This is a genomic window from Micromonospora coxensis (genome assembly GCF_900090295.1).
GTDB classification, from domain to species: Bacteria; Actinomycetota; Actinomycetes; order Mycobacteriales; family Micromonosporaceae; genus Micromonospora; species Micromonospora coxensis.
The window spans coordinates 4554873-4579710 of record NZ_LT607753.1 but is presented as its reverse complement, the minus strand read 5'-3'; the positions used below and the strand labels follow the sequence as shown (position 1 = coordinate 4579710).

Annotated in this window: 23 protein-coding genes, 1 tRNA gene and 1 other RNA gene; 9 read left to right on the top strand and 16 right to left on the bottom strand. The window is 72.7% G+C overall.

The features are described from left to right. Nucleotides 1-112: 112 nt before the first annotated feature. Nucleotides 113-337, top strand: coding sequence for a hypothetical protein (locus tag GA0070614_RS30630; protein WP_088977567.1), 225 nt, complete (start codon nucleotides 113-115; stop codon nucleotides 335-337). Here GA0070614_RS30630 and GA0070614_RS20995 read toward each other — a convergent pair. Continuing rightward, nucleotides 322-1809: a S1 family peptidase gene (locus GA0070614_RS20995; protein ID WP_172892473.1), complete on the bottom strand. Its 1488-nt coding sequence runs from the start codon at nucleotides 1807-1809 to the stop codon at nucleotides 322-324. The two genes, GA0070614_RS30630 and GA0070614_RS20995, sit on opposite strands and share 16 nt — an antisense overlap. A 278-nt stretch (nucleotides 1810-2087) precedes the next feature. On the opposite strand from GA0070614_RS20995, the gene GA0070614_RS20990 reads away from it, so the two are divergent. After that, on the top strand, nucleotides 2088-2528 hold the full coding sequence (locus tag GA0070614_RS20990; protein WP_088977565.1) for a VOC family protein: 441 nt from the start codon (nucleotides 2088-2090) through the stop codon (nucleotides 2526-2528). Nucleotides 2529-2618: 90 nt separating this feature from the next. Here GA0070614_RS20990 and GA0070614_RS20985 read toward each other — a convergent pair. Both GA0070614_RS20985 and GA0070614_RS20980 read right to left on the bottom strand, forming a co-directional pair. Continuing rightward, nucleotides 2619-2691, bottom strand: a tRNA-Ala gene (locus GA0070614_RS20985). A 90-nt stretch (nucleotides 2692-2781) separates the two neighbouring features. Then, nucleotides 2782-3372, bottom strand: a complete 591-nt coding sequence (locus GA0070614_RS20980; RefSeq protein WP_088979561.1) for a YqgE/AlgH family protein — start codon at nucleotides 3370-3372, stop codon at nucleotides 2782-2784. A 150-nt stretch (nucleotides 3373-3522) separates the two neighbouring features. Here GA0070614_RS20980 and GA0070614_RS20975 point away from each other — a divergent pair, with 150 nt between their 5' ends. Both GA0070614_RS20975 and mdlC read left to right on the top strand, forming a co-directional pair. Continuing rightward, a complete protein-coding gene (locus GA0070614_RS20975) occupies nucleotides 3523-4326 on the top strand; it encodes an S-methyl-5'-thioadenosine phosphorylase (protein ID WP_088977564.1) in 804 nt (267 codons plus the stop codon). 108 nt (nucleotides 4327-4434) lie between these two features. Then, nucleotides 4435-6030: a benzoylformate decarboxylase gene (gene mdlC / locus GA0070614_RS20970; protein WP_088977563.1), complete on the top strand. Its 1596-nt coding sequence runs from the start codon at nucleotides 4435-4437 to the stop codon at nucleotides 6028-6030. A 4-nt stretch (nucleotides 6031-6034) separates the two neighbouring features. Here the strand turns inward: mdlC and GA0070614_RS20965 are convergent, their stop codons facing one another. From GA0070614_RS20965 to pruA, 9 genes are all read right to left on the bottom strand, one after another. Continuing rightward, a complete protein-coding gene (locus GA0070614_RS20965) occupies nucleotides 6035-6976 on the bottom strand; it encodes a hypothetical protein (RefSeq protein ID WP_088977562.1) in 942 nt (313 codons plus the stop codon). A 40-nt stretch (nucleotides 6977-7016) separates the two neighbouring features. After that, nucleotides 7017-7475, bottom strand: a complete 459-nt coding sequence (locus GA0070614_RS20960) for a hypothetical protein (RefSeq protein ID WP_088977561.1) — start codon at nucleotides 7473-7475, stop codon at nucleotides 7017-7019. A 203-nt stretch (nucleotides 7476-7678) separates the two neighbouring features. Continuing rightward, nucleotides 7679-8054: a transfer-messenger RNA gene (ssrA, locus tag GA0070614_RS20955) on the bottom strand. 105 nt (nucleotides 8055-8159) lie between these two features. After that, a complete protein-coding gene (smpB, locus tag GA0070614_RS20950) occupies nucleotides 8160-8639 on the bottom strand; it encodes an SsrA-binding protein SmpB (protein WP_088979560.1) in 480 nt (159 codons plus the stop codon). Nucleotides 8640-8771: 132 nt separating this feature from the next. Continuing rightward, the gene (gene ftsX / locus GA0070614_RS20945; protein WP_088977560.1) at nucleotides 8772-9647 is read right to left on the bottom strand and encodes a permease-like cell division protein FtsX; all 876 of its coding nucleotides are present in this window, start codon (nucleotides 9645-9647) and stop codon (nucleotides 8772-8774) included. A gap of 70 nt (nucleotides 9648-9717) precedes the next feature. Further along, complete coding sequence (ftsE, locus tag GA0070614_RS20940; protein WP_088977559.1) at nucleotides 9718-10398, bottom strand: cell division ATP-binding protein FtsE; 681 nt, start codon at nucleotides 10396-10398, stop codon at nucleotides 9718-9720. Nucleotides 10399-10516: 118 nt separating this feature from the next. Continuing rightward, the gene (gene prfB, locus GA0070614_RS20935) at nucleotides 10517-11638 is read right to left on the bottom strand and encodes a peptide chain release factor 2 (protein WP_088977558.1); all 1122 of its coding nucleotides are present in this window, start codon (nucleotides 11636-11638) and stop codon (nucleotides 10517-10519) included. Between the two features lie 65 nt (nucleotides 11639-11703). Beyond that, on the bottom strand, nucleotides 11704-12219 hold the full coding sequence (locus GA0070614_RS20930; RefSeq protein WP_088977557.1) for a PadR family transcriptional regulator: 516 nt from the start codon (nucleotides 12217-12219) through the stop codon (nucleotides 11704-11706). A gap of 235 nt (nucleotides 12220-12454) precedes the next feature. After that, on the bottom strand, nucleotides 12455-14083 hold the full coding sequence (gene pruA, locus GA0070614_RS20925; RefSeq protein ID WP_088977556.1) for an L-glutamate gamma-semialdehyde dehydrogenase: 1629 nt from the start codon (nucleotides 14081-14083) through the stop codon (nucleotides 12455-12457). A gap of 458 nt (nucleotides 14084-14541) precedes the next feature. Between pruA and GA0070614_RS20920 the strand changes: the two genes are divergently transcribed. Further along, nucleotides 14542-15555, top strand: a complete 1014-nt coding sequence (locus GA0070614_RS20920) for a hypothetical protein (protein WP_088977555.1) — start codon at nucleotides 14542-14544, stop codon at nucleotides 15553-15555. Between the two features lie 85 nt (nucleotides 15556-15640). Here GA0070614_RS20920 and GA0070614_RS20915 read toward each other — a convergent pair whose 3' ends face one another. Next, the gene (locus GA0070614_RS20915; RefSeq protein ID WP_088977554.1) at nucleotides 15641-16153 is read right to left on the bottom strand and encodes a DUF6912 family protein; all 513 of its coding nucleotides are present in this window, start codon (nucleotides 16151-16153) and stop codon (nucleotides 15641-15643) included. 450 nt (nucleotides 16154-16603) lie between these two features. Here GA0070614_RS20915 and GA0070614_RS20910 point away from each other — a divergent pair, with 450 nt between their 5' ends. Together GA0070614_RS20910 and GA0070614_RS20905 are read left to right on the top strand one after the other, a co-directional pair. After that, a complete protein-coding gene (locus GA0070614_RS20910) occupies nucleotides 16604-16831 on the top strand; it encodes a helix-turn-helix transcriptional regulator (RefSeq protein WP_088977553.1) in 228 nt (75 codons plus the stop codon). A gap of 103 nt (nucleotides 16832-16934) precedes the next feature. After that, nucleotides 16935-17522 (top strand): Rv3235 family protein, encoded by a 588-nt coding sequence (locus tag GA0070614_RS20905; protein WP_088979559.1) that lies wholly within the window; start codon nucleotides 16935-16937, stop codon nucleotides 17520-17522. A 260-nt stretch (nucleotides 17523-17782) separates the two neighbouring features. On the opposite strand, the gene secA is transcribed toward GA0070614_RS20905, so the two are convergent. Further along, a complete protein-coding gene (gene secA, locus GA0070614_RS20900) occupies nucleotides 17783-20674 on the bottom strand; it encodes a preprotein translocase subunit SecA (protein ID WP_088977552.1) in 2892 nt (963 codons plus the stop codon). 160 nt (nucleotides 20675-20834) lie between these two features. Here secA and GA0070614_RS20895 point away from each other — a divergent pair, with 160 nt between their 5' ends. Together GA0070614_RS20895 and GA0070614_RS20890 are read left to right on the top strand one after the other, a co-directional pair. Beyond that, nucleotides 20835-21998, top strand: a complete 1164-nt coding sequence (locus tag GA0070614_RS20895; RefSeq protein WP_231933343.1) for a GNAT family N-acetyltransferase — start codon at nucleotides 20835-20837, stop codon at nucleotides 21996-21998. After that, complete coding sequence (locus GA0070614_RS20890) at nucleotides 21995-23101, top strand: GNAT family N-acetyltransferase (protein ID WP_088977551.1); 1107 nt, start codon at nucleotides 21995-21997, stop codon at nucleotides 23099-23101. Before GA0070614_RS20895 ends, GA0070614_RS20890 begins: the two co-directional genes overlap by 4 nt. 133 nt (nucleotides 23102-23234) lie before the next feature. On the opposite strand, the gene hpf is transcribed toward GA0070614_RS20890, so the two are convergent. Further along, the gene (gene hpf / locus GA0070614_RS20885) at nucleotides 23235-23873 is read right to left on the bottom strand and encodes a ribosome hibernation-promoting factor, HPF/YfiA family (protein WP_088977550.1); all 639 of its coding nucleotides are present in this window, start codon (nucleotides 23871-23873) and stop codon (nucleotides 23235-23237) included. A gap of 258 nt (nucleotides 23874-24131) precedes the next feature. Then, nucleotides 24132-24836 (bottom strand): ComF family protein, encoded by a 705-nt coding sequence (locus tag GA0070614_RS20880; RefSeq protein WP_088977549.1) that lies wholly within the window; start codon nucleotides 24834-24836, stop codon nucleotides 24132-24134. Between the last annotated feature and the right edge of the window lie 2 nt (nucleotides 24837-24838).

The window sequence follows — 24838 nt, the reverse complement described above, 5'->3', positions numbered from 1 at the left end:
CCCCTTCACCTACGAGGGGTCCGCCCGGCCGGGCGTCACCCGGCAGGGTCGCGCGGGCACCGCGCCACAGGACCGTCCCCATCCCGTCGGAGAGCAAGCCGGGCAGCCGTGGGTGGCGTACCGGCACCCGGACGGGGTGGTGGTCTACGTCGCACAGGCCAGGAAGCTGGGCACCGGCCCGGCGCTGACGGCGCTGCCGTTCTCCGTGGCGCAGCTCGCGGCCCTCACCGGCGACGAACGGTTCCACCTGCGGAAGGACAGGACACCGTGGGGCCGCCCGCATCGCGTGCTGCGATGCGGGCGGCCCGGCGATCGGGTCGGTCAGGGGTTGCTGTAGCCGAGGGCGTAGCTGCCCGAACCGCTGTAGGCGTGCACCCGCCAGCGGTAGTAGCCGGCCGTGCCGGAGTAGGAGACGGTCTCGTCCGCGGCGGACGAGGTGCCCTGCGCCACCGCAGTCCAGCTGCTGCCGTTCCACTTCTGCAGGTAGAGGTCGAAGTCGGTGCCGGTCGGGCCGTCGAGGCAGCCTCGGTGGGTGCCGGAGAGCGACGAGTAGTAGTAGCTGTTGTTGGGCTGGTAGGCGCTGCCGCCGCTGGACAGCGACCCGCTCACGGAGAACTCGTAGCCGGTGCAGCCGGTCGGGGGCGGGGTGCCGCCGCCGCTGGTCACCAGCGTCCGGCCGTACGCGGACAGGATCTCGTTGACCGGCTGGAAGTAGGTGGTGCCGCCGGAGCTGCAGTTGCCGGAACCGCCGGAGGTGACGCCCTGCGCCTGCTGACCGCTGAGCCAGGACCCGCCGGAGTCACCCGGCTCGGCGCAGGCGTTGGTGCGGGTCAGGCCGGAGACGGAACCCTGCGCGTAGTTGACCGTCTGGTTGTAGGCCTGCACCGTGCCGCAGCGCCAGCCGGTGGTCGAGCCGGAGCGGCAGATGGCCGCGCCGATCGCGGCCACCGTGGAGCCGGCCACGGTCACGTTGCCGCCGGCGTAGTTGTTGACCCAGGGCTGCGGGGTCCAGTTGGAGTTGACGGCGACCCACGCGTAGTCGTTGCCGGGGAACGAGGAGCCCTGGAAGCTGCCCTGGGCGACCTGGTTGAAGCCGGTGGTGCTGGTGCCGGTGGTACCGCAGTGGCCGGCGGTGACGAAGCCGCCGTTGACGGAGAAGCCGACCGAGCAGCGCCCGCCGCCCATGTAGTAGGCGTCACCGCCGCGTACGTCGTAGAGCAGCCGGGGCTGCTCGGTGGTGGGGACCACCCGTACCGCGGCGGCGTCGACGCCGCTGGCCTTGACGAAGGCCCTGGCAGCGGCGGTGCCGCCGCGGGCCTGGACCACGACGGTGTTGGTCTTCACGTCGACGTACCAGCCGGGCACCGAGGCCGAGGGCGCCTTGGCCGCCGCGGCGTCCAGGCCCTCCTTGATCCGGTCGAGCTGGTCGTCGCTGCGGCTCACCACCCTGGGGGTGGCTCCGGCAGCGGACACCTCGGCGGCCTTGGCGCTGTCGGTGACGGCCACGACCAGCGACTTCGCGTCCGGTGCCAGCCAGGCCCCGGCGAAGCTGGCGCCGAGCCGCTTGCGCAGCGCCAGTTGGGTACGGCTGGCGGCGTCGTCGGAGGCGATCCGGGCGCGCGCCGCGGTGGCGGTCAGGCCCAGGTCACGCTGCATGGCGGCGAGCATCTCGGGTGAGGCGGCCTCGGCGGCCGGCGCAACCGGCGTCGGGCCGGATGTCGCGCCGGCGGGCCCGGCGGTGAATATGGCGACCAGCCCGGCCGGCAGCAGGATCGCTGCTGCCGCCGCGCCGGCAAGGGCTCGGTTCATTCGGGAACTCCTTCGGGCGGTGGGCGGAGCTGCGGGTGACGCTGAACCATCCGCATCGGTGATTGGCCGAAGGTAGACGTCTGTCGATGAGAGCGGTAGATAGCGCTTCGCTCATATCGCCGCTCGCGGGTCGACCGCCACAGCGGGGCAGCGCAGACGGGCGGCCGCGTCACGGGGCGGGAGAGGTGGCTGCGGCGGAGAATGTCGAGATCGGCCCGGCGGCTCCGTCCCCGGGGCGGATGCGGCCGCCGTGGCCGACACACGAAGGAGACCCGCACATGGCGATCCAGCGGATGGACAACGTCCTCATCGTCGTCGACGACCTCGACGCCACCATCGAGTTCTTCGTCGAACTCGGCATGGAACTGGAGGGCAGGGCACCGATCGAGGGACGGTGGGTGGAGCAGGTCATCGGCATCGACGACGTCCGGCAGGAGGTCGCGATGCTGCGGACCCCGGACGGCCACGGCCGCATCGAGCTGGCCCGGTTCCACACCCCGGAGGCGATCAGCGCCGAGCCGAAGGACGCGCCCGCGAACACGCTGGGCATCCGTCGCGTCATGTTCGCCGTCGACGACATCGAGGACGTCGTCGCCCGCCTACGCGCCCACGGCGCCGAACTCGTCGGCGAGCTGGCGCAGTACGCGGACAGCTACCGGCTCTGCTACGTCCGTGGCCCCGAGGGCATCGTCGTCGGGCTGGCCGAACAGCTCAACTGAAGGCCGGGGCACCCAGCGGGCAGGCTGATCCGGAAACGACGAACGCCCTGGCGGAGGATCGGATCCCTCGCCAGGGCGTTTGTGCACGGGTGGAGCCGAGGGGACTCGAACCCCTGACCCCCACACTGCCAGTGTGGTGCGCTACCAGCTGCGCCACGGCCCCTTGCTGTCGTCCCCGGTGTCCCGGGCACGGAGAGAACTATACACACGCCGGCCGGCATGGTCATATCGCGGGGGTCCCCCGCGCCGGGGCTCAGTTCAGGGCCACGTCCGGCGGGAAGTGGGCCACCGCCGCCATCATCCCGCCCTGCCGCCGCAGCACCATCGGCCACAGGTCGTCGGGCCGGTCCACGAAGGCGTCACCGGGCAGCGCGTCGAAGACGAACCACGACCCGTCCTCGATCTCCTGCTCCAACTGGCCGGAGCCCCAGCCGGAGTACCCGGCGAAGACCCGGATGCCGCCGATGCTGTCCCGCATCTTCTCCGGGTCGGCCGACAGGTCGACCGTGCCCACCGCGCCGGAGATCTGCTGGAAGCCCTTGAGCCGCCGCATCGGATGCCGCATCCGGGCCAGGCAGATCGCCGAGTCCGGCTGCACCGGGCCGCCCTCGAACAGCACCGCGGGGTGGCGGGCCAGGTCGCTCCAGTCGCCCAGGACGTCCGCCACCGGCACCTCGGTGGCCCGGTTGAGCACCACGCCGAGCGCCCCGCCCGGCTCGTGGGCCACCAGCAGCACCACCGTACGGTCGAAGTTCGGGTCCTTGAGGGCCGGAGTCGCGACCAGCAGCCGCCCGGTCATCGACTCCGTGGCTCGACCGCCGATCGCGCGTCCCTCCTCCTGCATCTCGGACATGGTCAGCCGCGCGCCGGGTCGTGTGACGGGGCGCCGCCGTCCGTCCGTGCTGTCACCGCCATGCCTGGCACCATAGCCTGCGTCCGGGGCGCTGGCTAAGGTCTGACGGGCGGGTGATCGAGCAAGATCGAGGGAGGTGCGATGGGTCCGACGGCGGACATCGCGGTGATCGGCGGGTCAGGGCTCTACGCGCTGCTCGACGGCGCGACCGAGCACGAGGTGGCCACGCCGTACGGCGCGCCCTCGGACGCGGTCACCATCGCCGAGGTGGGCGGGCGGCGGGTGGCGTTCCTGCCCCGGCACGGCCGCGACCACCGGTACCCGCCGCACCTGATCCCGTACCGGGCCAACCTGTGGGCGCTGCGCTCGCTCGGGGTGCGCCAGGTGCTCGCCCCGTGCGCGGTGGGCGGACTCCGGCCGGAGCTGGGGCCGGGCACCTTCGTGGTGCCGGACCAGCTCGTCGACCGGACCAGCGGCCGTACCCAGACCTACTACGACCGGGGCGCGGTGCACGTGGCGTTCGGTGACCCGTACTGCCCGGTGGGGCGGCGCACGCTGCTCGGCGCGGCGGCCGGGCGGGACGTGCCGGCGGTGGACGGAGGCACGGTGGTGGTGGTCGAGGGTCCCCGCTTCTCCACCCGTGCCGAGTCCCGGTGGTACGCGGCGATGGGCGGCACGGTGGTCAACATGACCGGCCACCCCGAGGCGGTGCTCGCCCGCGAGCTGGCGCTCTGCTACACCTCCATCGCGCTCGTCACCGACCTGGACGCGGGCGTGGCGGCCGGCGAATCGGTCACCCAGGAGGAGGTGTTCCGCGTCTTCGGCGAGAACACCGACCGGCTGCGCGGGGTGCTGCTGGACGCGGTGGCGGCACTGCCGGCCGACCGGGACTGCCCGTGCGGGCACGCCCTGGACGGCATCACGCTCCCGTTCGACCTGCCCTGAGTCGCCCCGACCCGCGCAAAGCGCCCGAACCCTCCGGCTCGCCCCGATAGATTCGGCAGGCGGGGCCGCACCGCTGCCGGCCGGCGCGGCGACACGGAGGCAGGTGCGATGGCGACCGTCCGGGACACCACGTACGAGCTGCTGCGCGCCCTCGGCATGACCACCGTCTTCGGCAACCCCGGCTCCACCGAGCAGCCCTTCCTCCAGGACTTCCCGGCCGACTTCCGCTACGTCCACGCCCTGCACGAGGCGTCCGCGGTGGCGATGGCCGACGGGTACGCCCAGGCCACCGGACGCCCGGCGCACGTCAACCTGCACACCGCCCCGGGCACCGGCAACGGCATGGGCAACCTCGTCACCGCCTGGCACAACCGGACCCCGCTGATCGTCACCGCCGGCCAGCAGAGCCGGACGATGCTGCTGATGGAGCCCCGGCTGGCGGCGCGCCACCCGACCCAGCTGCCCCAGCCGTACGTGAAGTGGAGCCACGAACCGGTCCGGGCGCAGGACGTGCCGGCGGCGGTGATGCGGGCGTACGCCACGGCCGCCCAGCCTCCGGCCGGGCCGGTCTTCCTCTCCCTGCCGCTGGACGACTGGGAGCAGCCGGCCGACCCGCCGCCACAGGTGCGTACCGTCGCCACCCGGTTCGCCCCCGACCCCCGGCGGCTGCGGGAGTTCGCCGCGCTGCTGGCCGCGAGCCGTAACCCGGTGCTGGTCCTCGGCGCGGCGGTGGACCGGGCCGGTGGCTGGCCGCCGGCCGTGGCGGTGGCCGAGCGGCTCGCCGCGCCGGTGTGGTCCGCACCCGCGCCGGAACGGGCCGCCTTCCCCGAGCGGCACCCGCACTACCGGGGCGTGCTGCCGTTCGCGATGGCGCCGCTGGCGGAGCAGCTGCGCGGCCACGACGTCGTGCTGGTCGTCGGCGCGCCGGTGTTCCGCTACTACCCGGACGTGCCCGGGCAGCACCTGCCCGACGGGGCCCGGCTGCTGCACGTCACCGACGACCCGGACGAGGCGGCGCGCGCCCCGGTCGGCGACAGCCTGCTCGGCGACGCCGGGCTGACCCTGGCCGCGCTGCTGGACCTGCTGCCGCCGGCCGACCGGCCCGCGCCGTCGCCCCGGCCCGAACCGGAGCCGCCCGAACCGACCGACCCGCCGAGCGCCGACGCGCTCTTCGCCGCGCTTGCCGACTGCTGGCCGACCGACGGGGTGCTGGTCCAGGAGTCACCGTCCAGCCTGGCCGCGCTGCGCCGCCGGCTGCCGGTGACCCGGCCGGCGTCGTACTTCACCATGGCCAGCGGCGGGCTCGGCTACGGCCTGCCGGCGGCCGTCGGCATCGCCCTGGCCGAGCGGGACACCGGGCGGGGCCGGCCGGTGGTCGCGGTGATCGGCGACGGCTCCTTCCACTACTCGGTGCAGGCGCTCTGGACCGCGGCCCAGCTGCGCCTGCCCCTCGCCGTGGTGGTGCCGGCCAACCGGCAGTACGCGATCCTCAAGGCGTTCGCCGAGCTGAAGTCCACCCCCGGGGTGCCCGGTCTGGAGCTGCCCGGCCTGGACGTCACCGCCATCGCCCACGGCTACGGCTGCGCCGCGCACGGCGTCGGCTCGCTGGACGAGCTGCCGTCGGCGCTGGAGCGGGCGCTGGGGGCCGACCGGCCGACGGTGCTGCCGGTGCCGGTCGGCGGCGAGGTGCCGCGGATCCTCTGACGCCTCAGCCGGGCTGCACGGTGAGCACCTGGCCGGTGACCACGTCGAGCACCGGCCGCCCGCCGAGCGGCGCGGTCAGGGTGACGGTGACCGGCTCCAGCTTGAGCATCTCGTCGCAGACGCCGGTCGACCGGGTCACCGCGCCGCCGACCACCACCACGTCGTCCTGCTCCCGCACCAGCGGCGTGATCCCGGTGTCGCAGGAGCCGACCCCGAGCACGTAGGTCAGCGTCGCCCCGTCGGCCGAGCGGAGATGCTGGGCGGCCACCATCCCGTCGGGAGCGGGCCGGGCGGGCGCGGTCGGCGCCGGCGGAGCCCCCACCGACTGCGGCGCGACCGCGACCCGGGCCACCGGCGCGGCCAACTCCTCCACGGTGAACAGCCAGGCCGGCACCGCGGCGACGCCCCGGCTGGTCCGGACGTCGGCGGTGCCGAGCCGCACGGCGGTGACGGTGAGCGGGATGCAGGCGGTGGCGACCGGGCTGGCGACCGAGCCGTCCGGCCCGGGTTCGACGGTCGGGCGGGGCTCCCGGGGCCGGCCCTCGCACGGCGGCGGGTCGCCCTGGTCGAGCTGCCGGTACGCCTCGGCCGCGCTGACCAGCGGCACGGTGATCGTCCCGTCGGGGAACCGGATCGTGCCGGGGGCGGGGCGGCCGGCCGGCAGGTCGATCTGGTCGCGGTACCAGCCGGCCCGGAACGCCGCCTCGGTGTCGGCGGTGAAGTCGGGGTCGCCGACGAGCACGGTCGGGTCCTGCAACGGGACGTAGCCGGTCGTCCAGGCCGGGCCGGGACGCCACGCCTCGGCGACCTCGACGGCCCGTTGCGCGAACGCCTCCCGGCGGGGGTCGGGGCCGGCGGACCCGCCGTCGGCCGGGCCGCTGCCGGCCGGCGCGCAGGCGGTCACGGCGACCAGGGGCAGGCTCAGCAGTGCCAGACGTCGACGCATACCCCTTGGACGACCTGCGCCGTCGTCCGGTTCCGCCGGCTCAGGTCTCGCCGCCGAGGTCGGTCTGGTACGCCTCCCAGAGCAGGTCCGCGCCGCGCTGCCGGTGCCGGGCCAGCGCGTCGAGCAGTTCGTCGGTACGCCGCCGCAGGTCCTCGGCGCGTACCCCGGGCCACTCGACGGCGTGCTGGAGGTCGGCCAGCGCCACGACGATGGCCCTGTGCTCCCGGGCCAGCAGCCGTACGCCCCGGTGCAGCCGGGGCGCCTGGACGAGCAGTTCGGCGTAGAGACCGGCCGGCCCCTCGGTGAGCCGGACGTGTTCGGCGAAGCCCCGGCGGACCGGGACGAGCTGCCCGATGACCCGTTCCCGCCAGTGCGGCTCCCCCGGCGGCACGACCAGCGCCCGGGACAGGGCGGACAGGTCGCCGACGGGGCGGCGGGCGGCGGGCGGGCGGACCGCCGTGGGAACGACGGACGGCTGCTGGATCGGACCGGTGACCATGGGCACCTCCCGCGCTGCGTGTGCTTCCGCGTACAGCGATGGTGGACCCGTGACCGCACCCTGTCCAGGCTCCGGCACCGCCTCATTCGACCCGACTGCCCCATCGGTCCCAGGCGTCGCACCAGCCCCAGGGGGCAGCGGGCCGAGCGGCCCCGGACACGACTGTGCGCCCCGGTCCGGTGGATCGGGGCGCACAGTTCAGGTGGTGGAGGTGCCGGGAATCGAACCCGGGTCCTTCGCCGGTTTGTCAGGGCTTCTCCGAGCGCAGCTCGCTGTGCCTCTACTCGGCCCCTCCGATCACGCGAGCGAGTCGGTGTGACGGGCCCAGTCGCTGATTGATCTCGCCGCACGGACCCCGCGACCGGGTCCGATTGGCCAGCCTTCTAGCTGATGCCGGCTAACTGGGTCGAAGGCACTCCCAGGCCGACAGACTCACTACTCGCCTCAGGCGGCGAGAGCGAAGTCAGCGCGATTGTTCTTGGCGCTTATTGGTTTCCGACGAACGATTCTCGAGACGACGTCGGCTTCCTCGGCTCGCTTCCCCTGCCGCAACGTACGAAGTCGAAACCAGTCACCCCCTCGACGGGCCGCCGGTGTTGGCGGCTCCGACAAGCGTAACGCCTGCCGCAACCGGATTCATCCCGAGGCCGGGTCCGACCTGCGAACCCGGACGGACGGGACGAATCAGTCGTCCATCCCCTTGCCGCGCCGGCCCGCCACCCGGGCGATCTCCCGGTCGGCGTCCCGCTTGGCCAGATCCTGCCGCTTGTCGTACGACTTCTTGCCCTTGGCCAGGGCGATCTCCACCTTCGCCCAACCGTCGGAGAAGTAGACCTGCAACGGCACCATGGTCAGCCCGCCCTCGCGGGTCTTGCCGATCAGCCGGTCGATCTCCAGGCGCTTGAGCAGCAGCTTGCGGGTACGCCGGGGCTCGTGGTTGGTCCAGGTGCCCTGGGTGTACTCCGGGATGTGCATGCCGTGCAGGTACAACTCGCCGTTGCGCTCCTGGGCGAACGCGTCGACCAGCGAGGCCCGACCCGCACGCAACGACTTCACCTCGGTGCCGGTCAGCGCCATGCCCGCCTCGTACGTGTCGAGGATGGCGTAGTCGTGGCGCGCCTTCTTGTTGGAGGCGACCACCTTGCGACCCTTTTCCCGTGGCATCGGCGCCACCTCCTTCCGTGTGATCCGCCCACCGACCGGCCGGCGGGCGGAGATCATGCTACCCGAACGACAAGGGCCCTCCCGCGCCGTTTATTCCTGGCGCGGAAGGGCCCTCGGAGAGCCGTACGGTGACTAGACCCGCAGGTAGAAGCGGAGCGTGACCCAGGCGGTGACCGCGCTGACCAGGCCGCCGACGCCGGCCATCAGCGGGAACATCAGGAAGATGTCCGACCACTGGATCGGCGAGAGCAGCCCGCGCAGCGCCTGCAACGACCCGTCGAAGAGGAAGTACTTCGCGCCGATCAGCGCGATCAGGCCGAGCAGTGAGCCGATCAGACCGGCGACCACGGCCTCCAGCACGAACGGCGCCTGGATGAACCAGTTGGACGCGCCGACCAGCTTCATGACCGCGACCTCACGCCGCTTGCTGTAGGCGGCCACCTGGATGGTGTTGGCGACCAGGAGCAGCGCGGCGACGGCCATCACGATCGCGGCGGCCAGGGCGATGTTCTGGATCGCGGTGAGGATGTCGAAGATCTTGTCCAGCAGCCGGCTCTGGTCGACGATCTCGTCGACGCCCTCGGTGTCCTTGTACTGGTCGTAGATGGTCTTGTACTGCTCCGGGTTGACCAGCTTGATCCGGAACGACTCGGGCAGCTGGTCCGCCTTGACGGCGTTCACCAGGTCCGGAGCGTCCTGGTACATCTCCTGGAACCGCTTGTACGCCTCGTCCTTGTTGACGTAGAGGACCTCCTTGACCAGGGGGTCGCTCTTCAACTTGGCGTCCAGGTCGTCACGCTGCTGCTCGCTGACGTCGGTCTTCAGGAAGATCGAGACCTGGATGTTCTTGTAGTAGAGGTCCTTCATGTCGCCGACCTGCTGGTACATCAGGCCGCTGGCGCCGAGCATGGTCAGTGACACCGCCATCGTGATGATCATCGCGACGGTCATGGTGACGTTGCGCCACAGTCCGACCAGTACCTCGGACAGGACGTACTTCATCCGCATCGGGTGTTCCTCCGGCTCTCCGGCGTGAGATGTTCGTCGTCAGGTCGTACGGCGAGGATGGAGCGTCGGCTCACCCGTAGACGCCGCGGGCCTGGTCACGCACGATGCGACCGCTCTCGATCTCGACGACGCGGCGGCGCATCTGGTTCACGATGTTGGAGTCGTGCGTGACCATCACGACGGTCGTGCCGGTGCGGTTGATCCGGTCCAGCAGGCGCATGATCTCGATCGAGGTGTCCGGGTCGAGGTTTCCCGTCGGCTCGTCCGCGAGCAGGATCAGCGGACGGTTCACGAACGCCCGGGCGACGGCCACGCGCTGCTGCTCACCACCGGAGAGCTCGTGCGGGTACCGGTGCTCCTTGCCACCGAGCCCGACCAGCTCCAGCACCTCGGGTACGACCCGGCGGGCCACCGCCTTGGTCTTGCCGATCACCTCGAGGGCGAACGCCACGTTCTCGTACGCGGTGCGGTTGGGCAGCAGCCGGAAGTCCTGGAAGACGCAACCGATCGAACGCCGGAAGTGGGGTCGCTTCCAGGAGCGCATCGAGGTGACGTCCTTGCCGTTCACGATGACCCGGCCCTTGTTGGGGCTGACCTCGTGCAACAGCATCTTGATGATCGTGGACTTGCCGGAGCCGGAAGGACCGATGAAGAAGACGAACTCGCCCTTCTCGATCGAGACGGACACGTTGTCGAGCGAAGGCCGGGACGCCTTCGGGTACGTCTTCGTCACTTGCTCAAGCTGAATCACGGGTGGTGAGTCTACGCGGTGTAACCGCAGAGCCAAGTCCTACGCCCCACCGATGCGAGGCGCGTCATCGATTCACCCGCTCACCAGGAGATCGACGACGCGCCCCGTCCACGGTTGATCACGCAGCGTCGCCGGCGAGCTGCTGCTGCTTGCGCCAGCGGATGCCGGCCTCGATGAAGCTGTCCAGCTCCCCGTCGAAGACGGAGGACGGATTGCCGGTCTCCTGCTCGGTTCGGAGATCCTTCACCATCTGATAGGGGTGCAGGACGTACGAGCGCATCTGGTCGCCCCAGGAGCCGGCGGCGTCGGTCTTCAGGCCCTGGAGCTTGGCCTGCTCCTCCTGGCGCTTGCGCTCCAGCAGCCGGGCCTGGAGCACGCGCAGCGCGGAGGCCTTGTTCTGCAGCTGGGACTTCTCGTTCTGGCAGGTCACCACGATGCCGGTCGGGATGTGGGTGATCCGCACCGCCGAGTCGGTCGTGTTGACGCTCTGCCCACCCGGGCCCGAGGAGCGGTAGACGTCGATGCGCATCTCGTTCTCGGGGATCTCGATGCTGTCGGTCTGCTTCACCACCGGCAGCACCTCGACCCCGGCGAAGCTGGTCTGCCGGCGGCCCTGGTTGTCGAACGGGCTGATCCGCACCAGCCGGTGGGTGCCGGACTCGACGCTGAGCGTGCCGTAGGCGTAGGGCACCTTCACCGCGAAGGTGGCGGACTTCAGGCCGGCCTCCTCGGCGTACGAGGTCTCGTAGACCTCGGTCGGGTAGCCGTGCCGCTCGGCCCAGCGCAGGTACATCCGCAGCAGCATCTCGGCGAAGTCGGCGGCGTCCACCCCGCCGGCGCCCGCCCGGATGGCGACCAGCGCCTCCCGGGAGTCGTACTCGCCGGAGAGCAGGGTGCGGACCTCCATCTCCTGGATGGCCTTCTTCAGCCCGGCGACCTCGGACTCGACCTCGGTCAGCGCCCCGGCGTCGCCCTCGGCCTCGGCCAGCTCCAGCAGCACGTGCGCGTCGTCGAGGCGGGAGCGCAGGCTGCCCAGCTTGCTGATCTCGCCGTTGACGTACGACAGCTGCGAGGTCACCTGCTGCGCCCGCGCCTGGTCGTCCCAGAGGTCCGGCGCGGACGCCTGCTCCTCCAGCCGGGCCTTGTCCTCCCGCAGGCGGTCGACGTTGAGCACCGACTCGATGTTGCGCAGGGTGGCGTCGAGTTCCTTGAGCTGTTCGGCGTAATCGGCAGCGGTCACGACAGACAAGGGTACTGGTCGAGCTGCGGTCCGTTCACCTCAGATGGCCGACCCGCCGCAGGTCGTCAGCCGACCGGGGCGGTCTTGAGCCAGGACAGGGCTGCCTTGTGGTAGGCGACGGCGAACTCCAGCGCGCTGGCGTCGTACGTGTCGCCCTCCTTCTTGGCGTTCTTCACCTGCTCACGGACGTGCGCCAGGGCCTCGGTGTGGTACTCGTTCGCCGAGGCGTACAGGTTCTTGAGCTGGCTGGCCGAGTGCAGCTCACCGAAGGCGATCCGCAGGGCGATCGGGTTGCGGATGGTGTCCCGCCCCGGGCTCTCCGCCAGCCAGCGGGAGAATGTCCGTTTCCCGCTGGCGGTGATCGCGTACGGCTGACTCATCCGCGGCCCGGGCTTGCCGAGCCGCACCAGACCCCGCTCGGCCAGCACCGGCAACTCCCGGTAGACCTGACTGCGGGTCATCGACCAGTACGGCGCCAGTCGGCGCTCGGCGGCGGCCATCAGTTGGCCGCCTGTCATCGGCCCCTCGTGCAGCAGGCCGAGCAGGGCCGCCGCGGTGGGGTTGACTCCGGATTCCGCCATGCCCTCTAAGCTGCCACTTTGCCGTCTGCGCGTCCAGGATTTCCGTATTTGCCACCCGGCAGGATTTCCTATGTGCACTGTCGGCGGACGACAGTGGTGGCAGGACCACCGATGCTCGGCCGCCGTCCGGGGCGCGGACGGCGATGATCGGCGGCCGGCCCCGGCCCGAGGGACGGGCCGAGGACCGGTCCGGCCGCCGGCGACGCCGCTCGCGCCGCCGACGGCCGTCGCCGGCTCAGCCCATGTGCGGGTACGTGTGGTCGGTCGGCGGCACGAACGTCTCCTTGATCGTCCGGGGCGACATCCACCGGACCAGGTTGTGCCAGGAGCCCGCCTTGTCGTTGGTGCCGCTGGCCCGGGCGCCGCCGAAGGGCTGCTGCCCGACCACCGCGCCGGTCGGCTTGTCGTTGATGTAGAAGTTGCCGGCCGCGTACCGCATCTTCTCGGCCACCGCGTCGACCACCCGGCGGTCGGTGGCGAAGATCGAGCCGGTCAGCGCGTACGGCGCGATCGACTCGGCCTGGGCCACCACGTCGTCGAAGCGGGCGTCGTCGAAGACGTGCACGCCGAGGATCGGCCCGAAGTACTCCGTGGTGAAGGTCTCGTGCGCCGCGTCGGTGCACTCGAAGAGCGTCGGCCGGACGAAGTACCCGACCGAGTCGTCGGCGGTGCCGCCGGCCAGGATCCGGCAGGCGTCGTCGCCCGAGATCAGCTCCAGCGCGGCGGTGTGCCGGGAGAACGCCTTGTCGTCGATGACCGCGCCGCCGAAGTTGCTGAAGTCGGCGACGTCACCGTAGGTGAGCGCCTCGGCGGTGGCGGCCAGCCGGTCGCGCAGCCCGCCCTCCCAGATGGACCGGGGCACGTACGCCCGCGAGGCGGCCGAGCACTTCTGGCCCTGGTACTCGTACGCGCCGCGGATCAGCGCGGTGTGCAGGGCGTCGACGTCGGCGCTGGTGTGGGCGACCACGAAGTCCTTGCCACCGGTCTCGCCGACCAGGCGCGGGTAGCCCCGGTAGCCGGCGATGTTCTCACCGACCGTCCTCCACAGGTGCTGGAAGACCTTGGTGGAGCCGGTGAAGTGGATGCCGGCCAGGTCCGGGTCGGCGAGCACGACGTCGGAGACCTCCTCGCCGCGCCCGGTGACCATGTTGATCACGCCGGGCGGGAGGCCGGCCGCCTCGAACAGCCGCATGGTGAAGTGCGCGGCGAACTGCTGGGTCGGGCCCGGCTTCCAGACCACCGTGTTGCCGAGCAGGGCCGGCGCGGACGGCAGGTTGCCGGCGATCGCGGTGAAGTTGAACGGGGTGACCGCGTAGACGAAGCCCTCCAGCGGGCGGTGGTCGAAGCGGTTCCACACCCCCGGCGACGACATCGGCTGCTCCTCCAGCAGCTTCCGGGCGAAGTGCACGTTGAACCGGAGGAAGTCGATGAACTCGCAGGCCGAGTCGATCTCCGCCTGCACGGCGGTCTTGGACTGGCCCAGCATGGTGGCCGCGTTGAGGGTGTCCCGCCACGGGCCGGCGAGCAGCTCGGCGGCACGCAGGAAGATCGCGGCCCGCTCCTCGAAGGGCAGCGCCCGCCACATCGGGGCGGCGTCCTTGGCGGCCTTCACCGCGGCGCGGGCGTCGTCGTGGGTGGCGTGACCGGTGACGCCGAGCACGTGGGCGTGCTTGTGCGGCTGGACCACGTCGATCGACGCGCCGCCGGCCATCCGCTGCTCCCCGGCGATGGTCATCGGCAGGTCGATCCGCTCGGCGGCCAGCTCGGCCAGCCTCCGCTGGAGCCGCTCCCGGTCGGCGCTGCCCGGCTCGTAGGTGCGTACCGGCTCGTTGCGCGGCTCGGGTACGGAGAACACGGCGTCCATCACAGGCTCCTGTGCGATCTCGACAGCGGTGGCGAAACCGGACCCGCGGGCACCGACCGGGCGGCCGGACGCCGGACACCGCACGGCGTACCCGGTCGCGGCGGCGGGACCTGCCGCGATTCTCCCACGCCCCCACCCCGACGATCACGCGCCGTCCACCCCGAAACCGTGGATCGTCAAGCGACTGCCGGTGCCGGGCACTGATCCGTACCCGAATGTGGTGATCCGCCGAAGGAAAGCAGGCGACGGGCGGCGCAGCGGGCGCGCGGGCGCGCCCGCGCCGGGCGCGTACCCTGGATGGCCGGTGACCTGCCCGGCCACGTGGCACCCGGTCGGCCGCGCGTCGCGCGCGGTTTGCGGTGTGTCGCGGTATCCGCCGACCGTGACACCGCGACACGCCGCAAACGGAGTCGATCACGACCGCCGCGCGGGCGGTGACGCCCGGAGAAGGGGAGAGCATGAGCAACCAGCCCGGCAGCTCGACGGCCGCGGAGCCGGACCAGCCGGACACCACCGACCCGGTCGACGAGGTCGCGCCGGAGGCCGGCACGGACCACCCGGCCGGTGCTCCGGGCACGCCGCTGCTGGCCCTGCTCGCGGCCGGCTGGCTGGCCGCCATGCTCTGGTCGACCCGGGAGGCGATCACCTCGGCCGCGGCCGGTCTCACCGCGATCAGCCTCTCCGCCTTCGCGCTGCCCGGGGTCATCTCCGCCGCGCTGGTCGCCGGCACCGCCGTCGCGCTGGCGGCGAACGAGCTGGCCGCCCGGCGGCTCGGCGACCGGGCGGGCGTGCGCTTCGCGGCGGCGATCGGCGCGGGCATGCTGGTCGGGCTCGGCACCGCGCTCGCGATCAACCTGACGTACGCCGACAACGCCACCACCAACACCATCGCCGGCACCAGTGCGGCGGCGGCGATCATCGGTGGGGCGATCGCCGGGGCGCGTACCGCCGCCCCGGTCGGCGCGGTCGTCGCCGCCGCCCTCGGCACGCTGCTGTTCGTGGTCGCGTTCAGCCGGGCCCGGGACCCCCTCTTCGACCTCTTCGGCTCCGACGGCTCCCAGGCGTCGCTGGTCACCGCCGCCAAGTGGGTCTCCCGCACCGAGTCGCTGCTCGCCGGCCTGCTCGCCGGCCTGCTCGTCTTCGGCTACCTGACCTGGGCCCGGCGCCGGGCCGTCCGGCGCGACCCGGCCACGCCGGCGCTGCGCTGGCCCGTCTACCTGGTCGCCGGAGCCGGGCCGGGCCTGCTCCTGCTGCTCGCCGAGGTGATCATCCGGATCGGCGGCCGGACGCTGCTCGACCTGGCCGGCGCGCTCAGCGAGGCGGACGCGGTCGCCCAGACCAGTCTCGGCACGTCCCGGATCGACAACGGGATCTGGGTGCTCTTCGTCGGGGCGCTCACCGCGCTGATCCTCTTCGGCCGCACCCTCGGGCCGGCGCAGCGCGACGAGGACGACGAGCCGGCCGAGGGCTGATCCTCCCGCCGCTCCGCCTGCCGGCTCTCCGGGCTTCCGCGCCCCGGCGGGCCGGCGGCCCGCCGGGTGCCACGGCGCCCGGCGGTCAGGAGGTCGCGGCGCGCACCAGCAGGTCCAGCTCGGAGGGGTCGTACCACTCCAGCTCGTGGTCCTCGGCGCTGTCGACGGTGAACTGGGCGTCCGGATCGCCGGCCAGCGCCTCGGCGATCACCTCCACCGCGGCGCTGACGTCGTCGACCGCGTCCGCCCCGTCGACGTGCAGCGCCGCCACCGACCGGACCGGCACCGGCCCGTCGAGCAGCACGTAGCTGGACCCGAGTTCGCCGTCGCCCCGACCGACCGCCGCCGGGGGCAGGTCCACCGAGACCACCACCCGCCGCCGGGGCGCGGCCGGGTCCTCCCGCAGCAGTTGCAGGGCGTCCTGGGCGGCGCGGGTGAACGCGACGTACTCCAGCTCCTCCTCGTCGCCCTCGGCGTACCACTCGCGCAGGGCCGGGGTGACCGCATGCGCCTCCGCCGCCGGCAGCCCGTGCTCGCGCAGCCGGGTCAGCATCGGCACGGTCGCCGGGACGTACACCCGGACCAACTGGTCGCTCACGTCGTCTCTCCCGGTCGTTCGCCGGACCGGCCGGTCCGCCGGTCCCGGGCGCCGATCATGCCGTACGCCGAGACCGTCATACACCCCGCACCGGGTCAGGGGAAGGCGGCTCACCGTCCACCCGCCCCGGTCGTGTCCGGCCCGGCCGGTCCGGGTCCTCGGACCGGCCGGACGGGCGGCACCGGCCGACCGGTCGGGGAGCACCGCGCCGCGCCGGACGGGTAGCACCACGCCGGGCCACGCCGGACGGGCAGCACTACGCCGCGCCGGACGGCCGGCGCTGGGGCGGCACCGGGCCAAGCCGGACAGGCGGCACCGGGCCAAGCCGGACAGGCGGCACCGGGCCAAGCCGGACAGGCGGCACTGGGCCACGTTGGACGGGGCGACACTGGGCCGGACCGGGTGGCGGTGGCAAACTGAGGCAAACGACGCCAACACCGGGGGTTGACCGTGGAGCCGAGGTTTCTCCTGCTCTCCGACGTGGCCACCGAGCTGAACGTGTCGGACTCGCAGGTCTACCACATGGTCCGCAGCGGCGAGCTGCCCGCGATCAAGATCGGTGGGCGTGGCCAGTGGCGCGTCGAGCGCGCGCAGCTGGAGGAGTACATCCAGCGCAAGTACGCCGAGACCGCCGAGTGGGTGCGCGGCAATCCGCTCGTCGATCGCGACGCGGAGTAGCGAACCGACCCCGCCCCGACATTGACGGCGGGCACTGCCGTGCCCAAGAATCGGAGTCTGCCGCAGGCAAACGAAAGCAAACGCAAGGACAGGGGTGACAGTGGTGGTCGACTCCCGCCGTCCCGGGCCGTCCCGGCCCCCGATCCGGCTGCGCCCCGCCCCGGTCAGCGAGCCGCCGTACGCCGACGAGGCGCCCGACCTGTGGCCCCGCCCGCACGGCCAGCTCGCCCTGGACCTCTTCGGCACCCAGCAACCAGCCGGGCGGCCGGCCGGTCGCCGGCACGATCCCCGGCCCGCGCCGACCCGGCCCGGCCGGCCGCCCACCGGGCCACCGCCCGACGCCCCGGCCACCACCCCCGAGGCGACCCGGGCCGCGCAGCGGTTCGTCGGCACCTTCCTGGAGATCCTCAACGGCTACCGACCGCCGGGGCAGCTGCGCGCACTGGTCGAACCGGGGCGGATGACCGAGGCCGGCGAGCAGCTGGCCCGGGCCACGTCGCGCACCGGGCCGGTCCGCCGCCGGTCCACCCGACCCACCGTGCACCTGCGCCGGCTACGGGTCTGCGAACCCCGCCCGGCGGCCGTGGAGGTGGCCGCCGTCCTCGCCGCCGCCGGTCGCACCTGGGCCATGGCCGTACGCCTCGAACACCGCCGCGGCACCTGGCTCTGCACCGCCCTCCACATCCTCTGAGCACCCCCTCATTCCCATCCCTCCCCCGCCGCCCAAGGCCCGGCGATCGTGCATACGGGTGGGAATGAAGGACGCAAGAAACCCATATCCCTCACCAGAACTGCAAGACCACGGAAGCGGAGACGGGAGCGGAAAGCGGGAGCAAGAAACGGGAGCGCGAGCAAGGCGGGAGCGGGAAGACGGCGGAGCCGCGGTCCCCTGAGGGGACCGCGGCTCCGTGGTGTCGTGCGGGGCGGCCCGAGCGGGGCCGCCGGTGAGGATCAGGCGCCGCCGTTGGGCGAGCCGTGGCAGCGCTTGTACTTGCGGCCGGAGCCGCACGGGCACGGGGCGTTGCGGGACGGGCCGGCCTCGGCGGACTCACCCGGGGCGGCCCGCCGGGCGGTGCTCGCCGCCGCCATCGCCTGCCCGCCGAGCGGGCGGCGCGGCGTGGCCTGCGCCGCCGGACGCTCCGGCGTCTCCGGGCGGCCGACGCCGAGCGCGGGCGCCTGCTGCTCGGGACGCTCGACCGCGACCGCGCCCGAACCGGCCTCGCCGTCGATGGTCGGGGCGGAATACTGCAGACCCTGCTGCTGCGGCGCGCGGCTGAGACCCTTGGCCCGGATCTCGACCGGCTTCTCCAGCAGCTGGACCTCCTCGGCCTCCGGCTCCTGGACCTGCACCTCCAGGTTGTAGAGGAAGCCGACCGTCTCCTCCTTGATGCCGTCCATCATGGTGGCAAACATGTCGAAGCCCTCGCGCTGGTACTCGATGACCGGGTCGCGCTGGGCGTACGCCCGCAGGCTGATGCCCTCCTGGAGGTAGTCCATCTCGTAGAGGTGCTCACGCCACTTGCGGTCGATGACCTGGAGCAGCACCATCCGCTCCAGCTGGCGTACCGCCTCCTCGCCGAGCTGCTCCTCGCGCCGGTCGTACGCGGCGTGCGCGTCCTCCTTGAGGCGGGCGAGCAGGAAGTCCTGGTCCAGGCCGGCCCGGGAGCCGACCTCCTCCTCCAGGTCCTCGATGGTGACGCCCACCGGGTAGAGCTGCTTGAGGCTGGCCCAGAGCTGCTCCAGGTCCCAGTCCTCGGCGTAGCCCTCGCTGGTGGCGCCGACGACGTACGCGCCGATCACGTCGTCGATCATGTTGCGGACCTGGTCGGAGAGGTCCTCGCCGTTGAGCACGCGCAGCCGCTCGGCGTAGATCACCTGGCGCTGCTTGTTGAGCACCTCGTCGTACTTCAGAACGTTCTTGCGGATCTCGGCGTTCTGGCCCTCGATCTGGGCCTGCGCGCTCTTGATCTGCCGGGTGACCATCTTCGACTCGATGGGCACGTCCTCCGGGATGTTGAAGCGCTCCATCACCGCCTCGACCGCGCCCGCCCGGAACCGCTTCATCAGCTCGTCCTGCAGGGAGAGGTAGAAGCGGGACTCACCCGGGTCGCCCTGCCGGCCGGCACGACCGCGCAGCTGGTTGTCGATCCGGCGGGACTCGTGCCGCTCGGTGCCGAGCACGTAGAGGCCGCCGGCCTCGGCGACCTCCTCGGCCTCGGTCTCGCACGCCTGCTTCCAGGTGGGGAGGACCTCCTCCATCGCCTTGGCGTACTCCTCCTCGTTCTCCACCGGGTCGAGGCCGCGCTGGCGCAGCTCGTTGGCGGCGAGGAACTCGGGGTTGCCGCCGAGCAGGATGTCCGTACCCCGGCCGGCCATGTTGGTGGCGACGGTGACCGCGCCCTTGCGGCCGGCCTGGGCGACGATCTCCGCCTCGCGGGCGTGGAACTTGGCGTTCAACACCGAGTGCGGGATGCCACGGCGGCGCAGCAGCTGGGACAGGATCTCGGAGTTCTCCACCGAGACGGTGCCGACCAGCACCGGCTGGCCCTTCTCGTGCCGCTCGGCGATGTCCTCGATGACCGCGTTGAACTTGGCCCGCTCGGTCTTGTAGATGACGTCCGCGCGGTCCTGCCGGACCATCGGCCGGTGCGTCGGGATGGTCACGACGCCGACCTTGTAGACCTTGTTGAACTCGCCCGCCTCGGTCTGGGCGGTACCGGTCATGCCGGAGAGCTTCTCGTACAGGCGGAAGTAGTTCTGGAGGGTGATCGTGGCCAGGGTCTGGTTCTCCTGCTTGATCTCCACCCCCTCCTTGGCCTCGATCGCCTGGTGCATGCCCTCGTTGTAACGACGGCCGTGCAGGATGCGGCCGGTGAACTCGTCGACGATCAGGACCTCGCCGTCGCTGACGATGTAGTCCTTGTCGCGCTTGTAGAGCTCCTTGGCCTTGATGGCGTTGTTCAGGTAGCCGACCAGCGGGGTGTTGACCGACTCGTAGAGGTTGTCGATGCCGAGCCGGTCCTCCACCTTGGCGACACCGCGCTCGGTGACCGCGATGGTGCGCTTGGCGTGGTCGACCTCGTAGTCGCCCGAGCCGTCGGTGCCCGGCTGCATCCGGGCCACCACGCCGGCGAACTCCTGGTACCAGCGGGCGGAGTGCTCGGCCGGGCCGGAGATGATCAGCGGCGTACGGGCCTCGTCGATGAGGATCGAGTCGACCTCGTCGACGACGGCGAAGTTGTGCCCGCGCTGGACCAGCTCGTCCTTCGACCAGGCCATGTTGTCGCGCAGGTAGTCGAAGCCGAACTCGTTGTTGGTGCCGTAGGTGATGTCGCACTCGTACGCGGCGCGGTGCTCGCTGGCCGGCCGGTTGGGCAGCACGACGCCGACGGTGAGCCCGAGGAACTCGTGCACCCGGCCCATCCAGGCGGCGTCGCGCTGGGCCAGGTAGTCGTTCACCGTGATCACGTGCACGCCCTTGCCGGAGAGCGCGTTGAGGTAGACGGCCATGACCGAGGTCAGCGTCTTGCCCTCACCGGTCTTCATCTCGGCGATGTTGCCGAAGTGCAGCGCCGCGCCACCCATCACCTGGACGTCGTACGGGCGCTGGCCGAGCACCCGCGCGGCGGCCTCGCGCACCGTGGCGAACGCCTCGGGCAGCAGGTCGTCGAGGGTCTCACCGTCGGCGAGCCGTTCCTTGTACTGCGCGGTCAGGCCCCGCAGCTCGTCGTCGGTGAGGTTGACGTAGTCGTCCTCGATCGAGTTGACGGCGGCGGCGATGGCCTTCAGCCGGCGCAGCATGCGGCCCTCGCCGGCGCGGAGGACCTTTTCCAGAATCGACACGGATCAACGCTCCCCTAGACAGTCTCGAACCATCGTAGGCGCTCCATCGGCGTGATGGTCACTGGTGGCGGCGGTCCGCACCGACGAAAACGACATAACACGCGCCCCACGGCGTCACCGGCGGATATCCGGTTACGCCCATCGCGAACGGTCCGGCACGATGGGCCGGGTGGAGCCTGTGGAGATCATCGAGGACGGCCTGCTGCTGCGCCCCTGGCGCGCCGACGACGCCGACGCCGTGCACCGGGCCTGCCAGGACCCCGACATCCAGCGCTGGACCAGCGTGCCACGCCCGTACCTGCCGGAGCACGCCCACGGCTTCGTCACCGAGATCAGCGGCCGGGCCTGGGCCGAGGGCGCCGGCGCGCCGTTCGCGGTCTGCGACGCGACCACCGGGGAGCTGCTGGCCTCCTGCGGGCTGGTCGCCGTCGACCGGTCCCTCGACTCCGGTGAACTCGGCTACTGGACCGCGCCGTGGGCCCGCGGCCGGGGCGTGACGGTACGGGCCAGCAGGGCGGTCGCCCGGTGGGCGTTCGACGCGCTGAAGCTGCGCCGGGTGGTCTGGCAGGCCGAGGTCGGCAACCACTTCTCCCGGCTGGTGGCGCTGCGCGCCGGCTTCCGCGTCTCCGGCGAGCTGCGGCTGGCCCGTCCCGCCGAGGGCGGCCGGACGGACGCCTGGATCGGCTCGCTGCTGCCCGGCGAGGTGCCCGCCCCGGGCGAGCCGGGCCCGGCCGGCCCGGACACCCTGGACGCCCGCCGCGCGGCGGTCTTCGGCCGGCCGCAGCCGGTCCTCTTCGCCACCGCCGGCGACACCGAGCTGCGGCTGCGTCCGATGGAGGAGCGCGACCTCGACGCGATCGTCACGACCTGCCAGGACCTCGACACCGTCCGCTGGACCACCGTGCCGCACCCGTACCAGCGGGGAGACGCCGACTCGTATCTCGACTACTGCCACACGGCCTGGGCACGCGGCACCAGCACCTGTTTCGTGGTGGCCGACGCGGACGACGACTACGCCGGCACGATCGACCTACGGCTGAGCCCGGCCGATCCACTGCTGGCCGACGTCGGTTTCATGACCGCGCCGCACGTTCGGGGGCGGGGGTTCATGTCGGCCGCGCTGGCCGCCCTGAGCGCCTGGGGCTTCACCACCCTCGGCCTGGCCCGGATCGAGTGGCGGGCGAACGTCGGGAACGTCGCCTCCCGACGGGTCGCCGAGAAGGCCGGCTTCACCTTCGAGGGCACCGCCCGCGGGGGTGTGCAGCACCGGGGCGAACGGGTCGACGCCTGGGTCGCCGCGCTGCTGGCCGAGGACCTGGCGTGATCCCGGAGGTCGTGGCGGCCGGCCCGGTACGGCTGCGCCCGTTCCGCCCCGCCGACGCCGACGACCTCGCCGCCGGCTGCGGCGACCCGGAGAACCTGCGGTTCAACCCGGGCATGCCCCGGCCGTACACCGTCGCCGACGCGCGGTGGTGGATCGCCGAGGGCGCGCCGGCGGCCCGGGCCGCCGGCGGCGTCGCGTACGCCGTCGTCGACGCCGGCACCGACCGGCTGGTCGGCGGCGCGGGCCTGAGCCAGGTCGTCCCCGGACGCGACCAGGCCGAGGTCGGCTACTGGGTGGCGCCCTGGGCCCGGCGGCGCGGGATCGCGACCGCCGTCACCCGCGCCCTGGCCGCCACCGCGTTCCACGCCGGCCTGGTCCGGCTGGAGCTGCTCACCCACGCCGAGAACCCGGCCAGCCAGCGGGTGGCGCTGGCGGCGGGCTTCCGGCCCGAGGGGGTACGCCGTGCCGCCGGCCGGGCCCGCGACGGCGGCCGACACGACCTGCTCGCCTGGGTACGCCTCACCGACGACCCGGACGGCCCGACGCCGCGCGTGCTGCCGGACCTGCCCGGCGGCCGGCTCACCGACGGCGTGGTGACGCTGCGCCGGCTGGCCCCCGACGACGTGGACCCGCTGTACCGGCTGCACACGCTGCCGGAGGTGGTGGCGAGCCGGGTCCGACAGACTCCGCCGACCCGGGCGGCGATCGAGCGGCGGTGCGCGGTCGCGGAGAGCGAATGGCTGGTCGGCGACTCGGCCGACTTCGCGCTCTGCGACGCGTCGACCGGCGAGGTGGCCGGCGGCTGCGCGCTGGTCCACGACGAGCCGGCCACCGGCCAGGGCATGGTCGGCTACAGCCTGCTGCCCGAGGCTCGCGGGCGGGGACTGGCCACCCGCGCGGTACGCCTGATGGCCGGCTGGGCGTTCGGGATCGGGTTCGCCCGGCTCTGGGCCGGCACGGCCCCGGAGAACGTCGCCTCGCAGCGGGTGCTGGAGCGGGCCGGGTTCCGGCCGGAGGGGCTGATGCGCGGCCGGCTCCCCGGCCGGGGCGAGAGCCGGACGGACACCCTGCTCTTCGCGCTGCTCGCCACCGACCACCGCTGATCCGGGCCCGGTGCGCCACGGGTCTCCGGCCCCGGTCGACGCGGTCCACCCGGGCGGGCAACGGCAACGGTCACGGAGTCCACGGTGGCGGGCCACCGGGACTCCGTGACCGGTCGCGAGGGGTGGACAGGGGTCAGGTGTCGAGCGAGATGATCCCGTAGTCGTACGCGTGCCGTCGGTATACGACGCTCGGCCGGCCGGTCTCCTTGTCGTGGAACAGGTAGAAGTCGTGCCCGACCAGTTCCATCTGGAACAGGGCGTCGTCCACGGTCATCGGCTCGGCGGGGTGCACCTTGGCCCGGGCGATGTGCCAGGGCTGGTCGTCGTACTCGTCGGCCGGCTCCTCGTCGCGCTCGGCGACCGCGGTGGCCGTGCGGCCGTTCAGCGTCGCCAGGCCGGGCCCGTCGAGGTCGGCCACCGGCAGGTCCGCGGTGGCGGCGGCGACGGAGATCGGCGCGTGGCGGCCCCGGTGCACGCGACGGCGGTCGGCCGCGCGGCGCAGTCGGGTGTCGAGCTTGGCGATGGCCGCGTCGAGTGCACTGTAGAAGTCGTTCGTGCAGGCCTCGGCCCTGATCACCGGTCCGCGTGAGACACAGGTGATCTCCACCCGCTGGCACGTGTCGGACTGTCGGGGATTGCGTTCGTGGAACAATTCCACGTCGACCCGGATGAGCTTGTGGTCGTAGCGTTCGATCTTCGCGAGCTTCTCCGCGACGTGCACCCGGTAATGGTCCGGCACTTCGACGTTTCGGCCCTTGACCACGATGTCCACGTGACCTCCCTTTTTCGGATGGTCGTCTGATCTTCAGGACCCGGTCGACCGGCCCTCAGGGAGCGTCCCCGCGTGGCGTCGACCGGTCAGTACGGCTACGCCTCCTTCCACCGCCGGGGTGGGGTTTGAGACCTCCTACCCCGGACAGGGAAACGCTAACTCCTGTTCGCCCGGCCGTCACCCCTGGTTGTCGACAACCCTCAGAAAATTCACAGCTCTCGCCACCAAGGGGTGAAATGGAATCACGAAGCGTCACCTTTACCGCCGCTTTTGCGTTGCCGCGAGCACCGCCGCGACGTTTGGCGTCATTCCCGTGCGGCGCAAAGTCCGACTCACCGCCGCCAGGGTCGCTCCCGTGGTCAGGATGTCGTCGAGCACCACCACGACCCGGCCGCCGCCGGCCGGTCCCGAGCCGGCGCGCGGCCGGAACGCCGACTCCGCCGCCGCGGCCCGCCCGGCGCGGTCCAGCGCCACCGAGTCCGGCCGGGGCAGCGCCCGCAGCGGCGTGGCCGTCCGCGCGTCCCAGCCCGCCGCGCGCAACCGGTCCCCGGCGTGCCGGGCCAGCCGGGTCAGGTGGTCGCCGTAGCGGGCCCGGGCCGCCGCCGCGGTGTCCGGCACCGGCACCAGCAGCACCGGTCGCGCGACGCCGCCCACCGCGGCGGCCACCACCTCGGCCAGCAGCGCGCCCAGCGGCCGGGCCAGCCCGTGCCGGCCCCGCTCCTTGTACGCCAGCAGCGCCTCCCGCAACCGGCCCGCGTACGGGCCGAGGGCGTGGCAGGGCGGCAGGTCGGGTGGGGCGGGATCAGGCCGTGCCGGGGCGGGACGCAGCGCCTCCAGCGCCTCGGCACAGGCCGGGCAGAAGCCCCGCCGCACGGCCGGGCCCCGCCGGCGGCAGCCCGCGCACTCCACCGGCAGCACCAGGTCGGTCAGGTCCGCCCAGATGCCCCCGAGGTCCGGCCGCACGA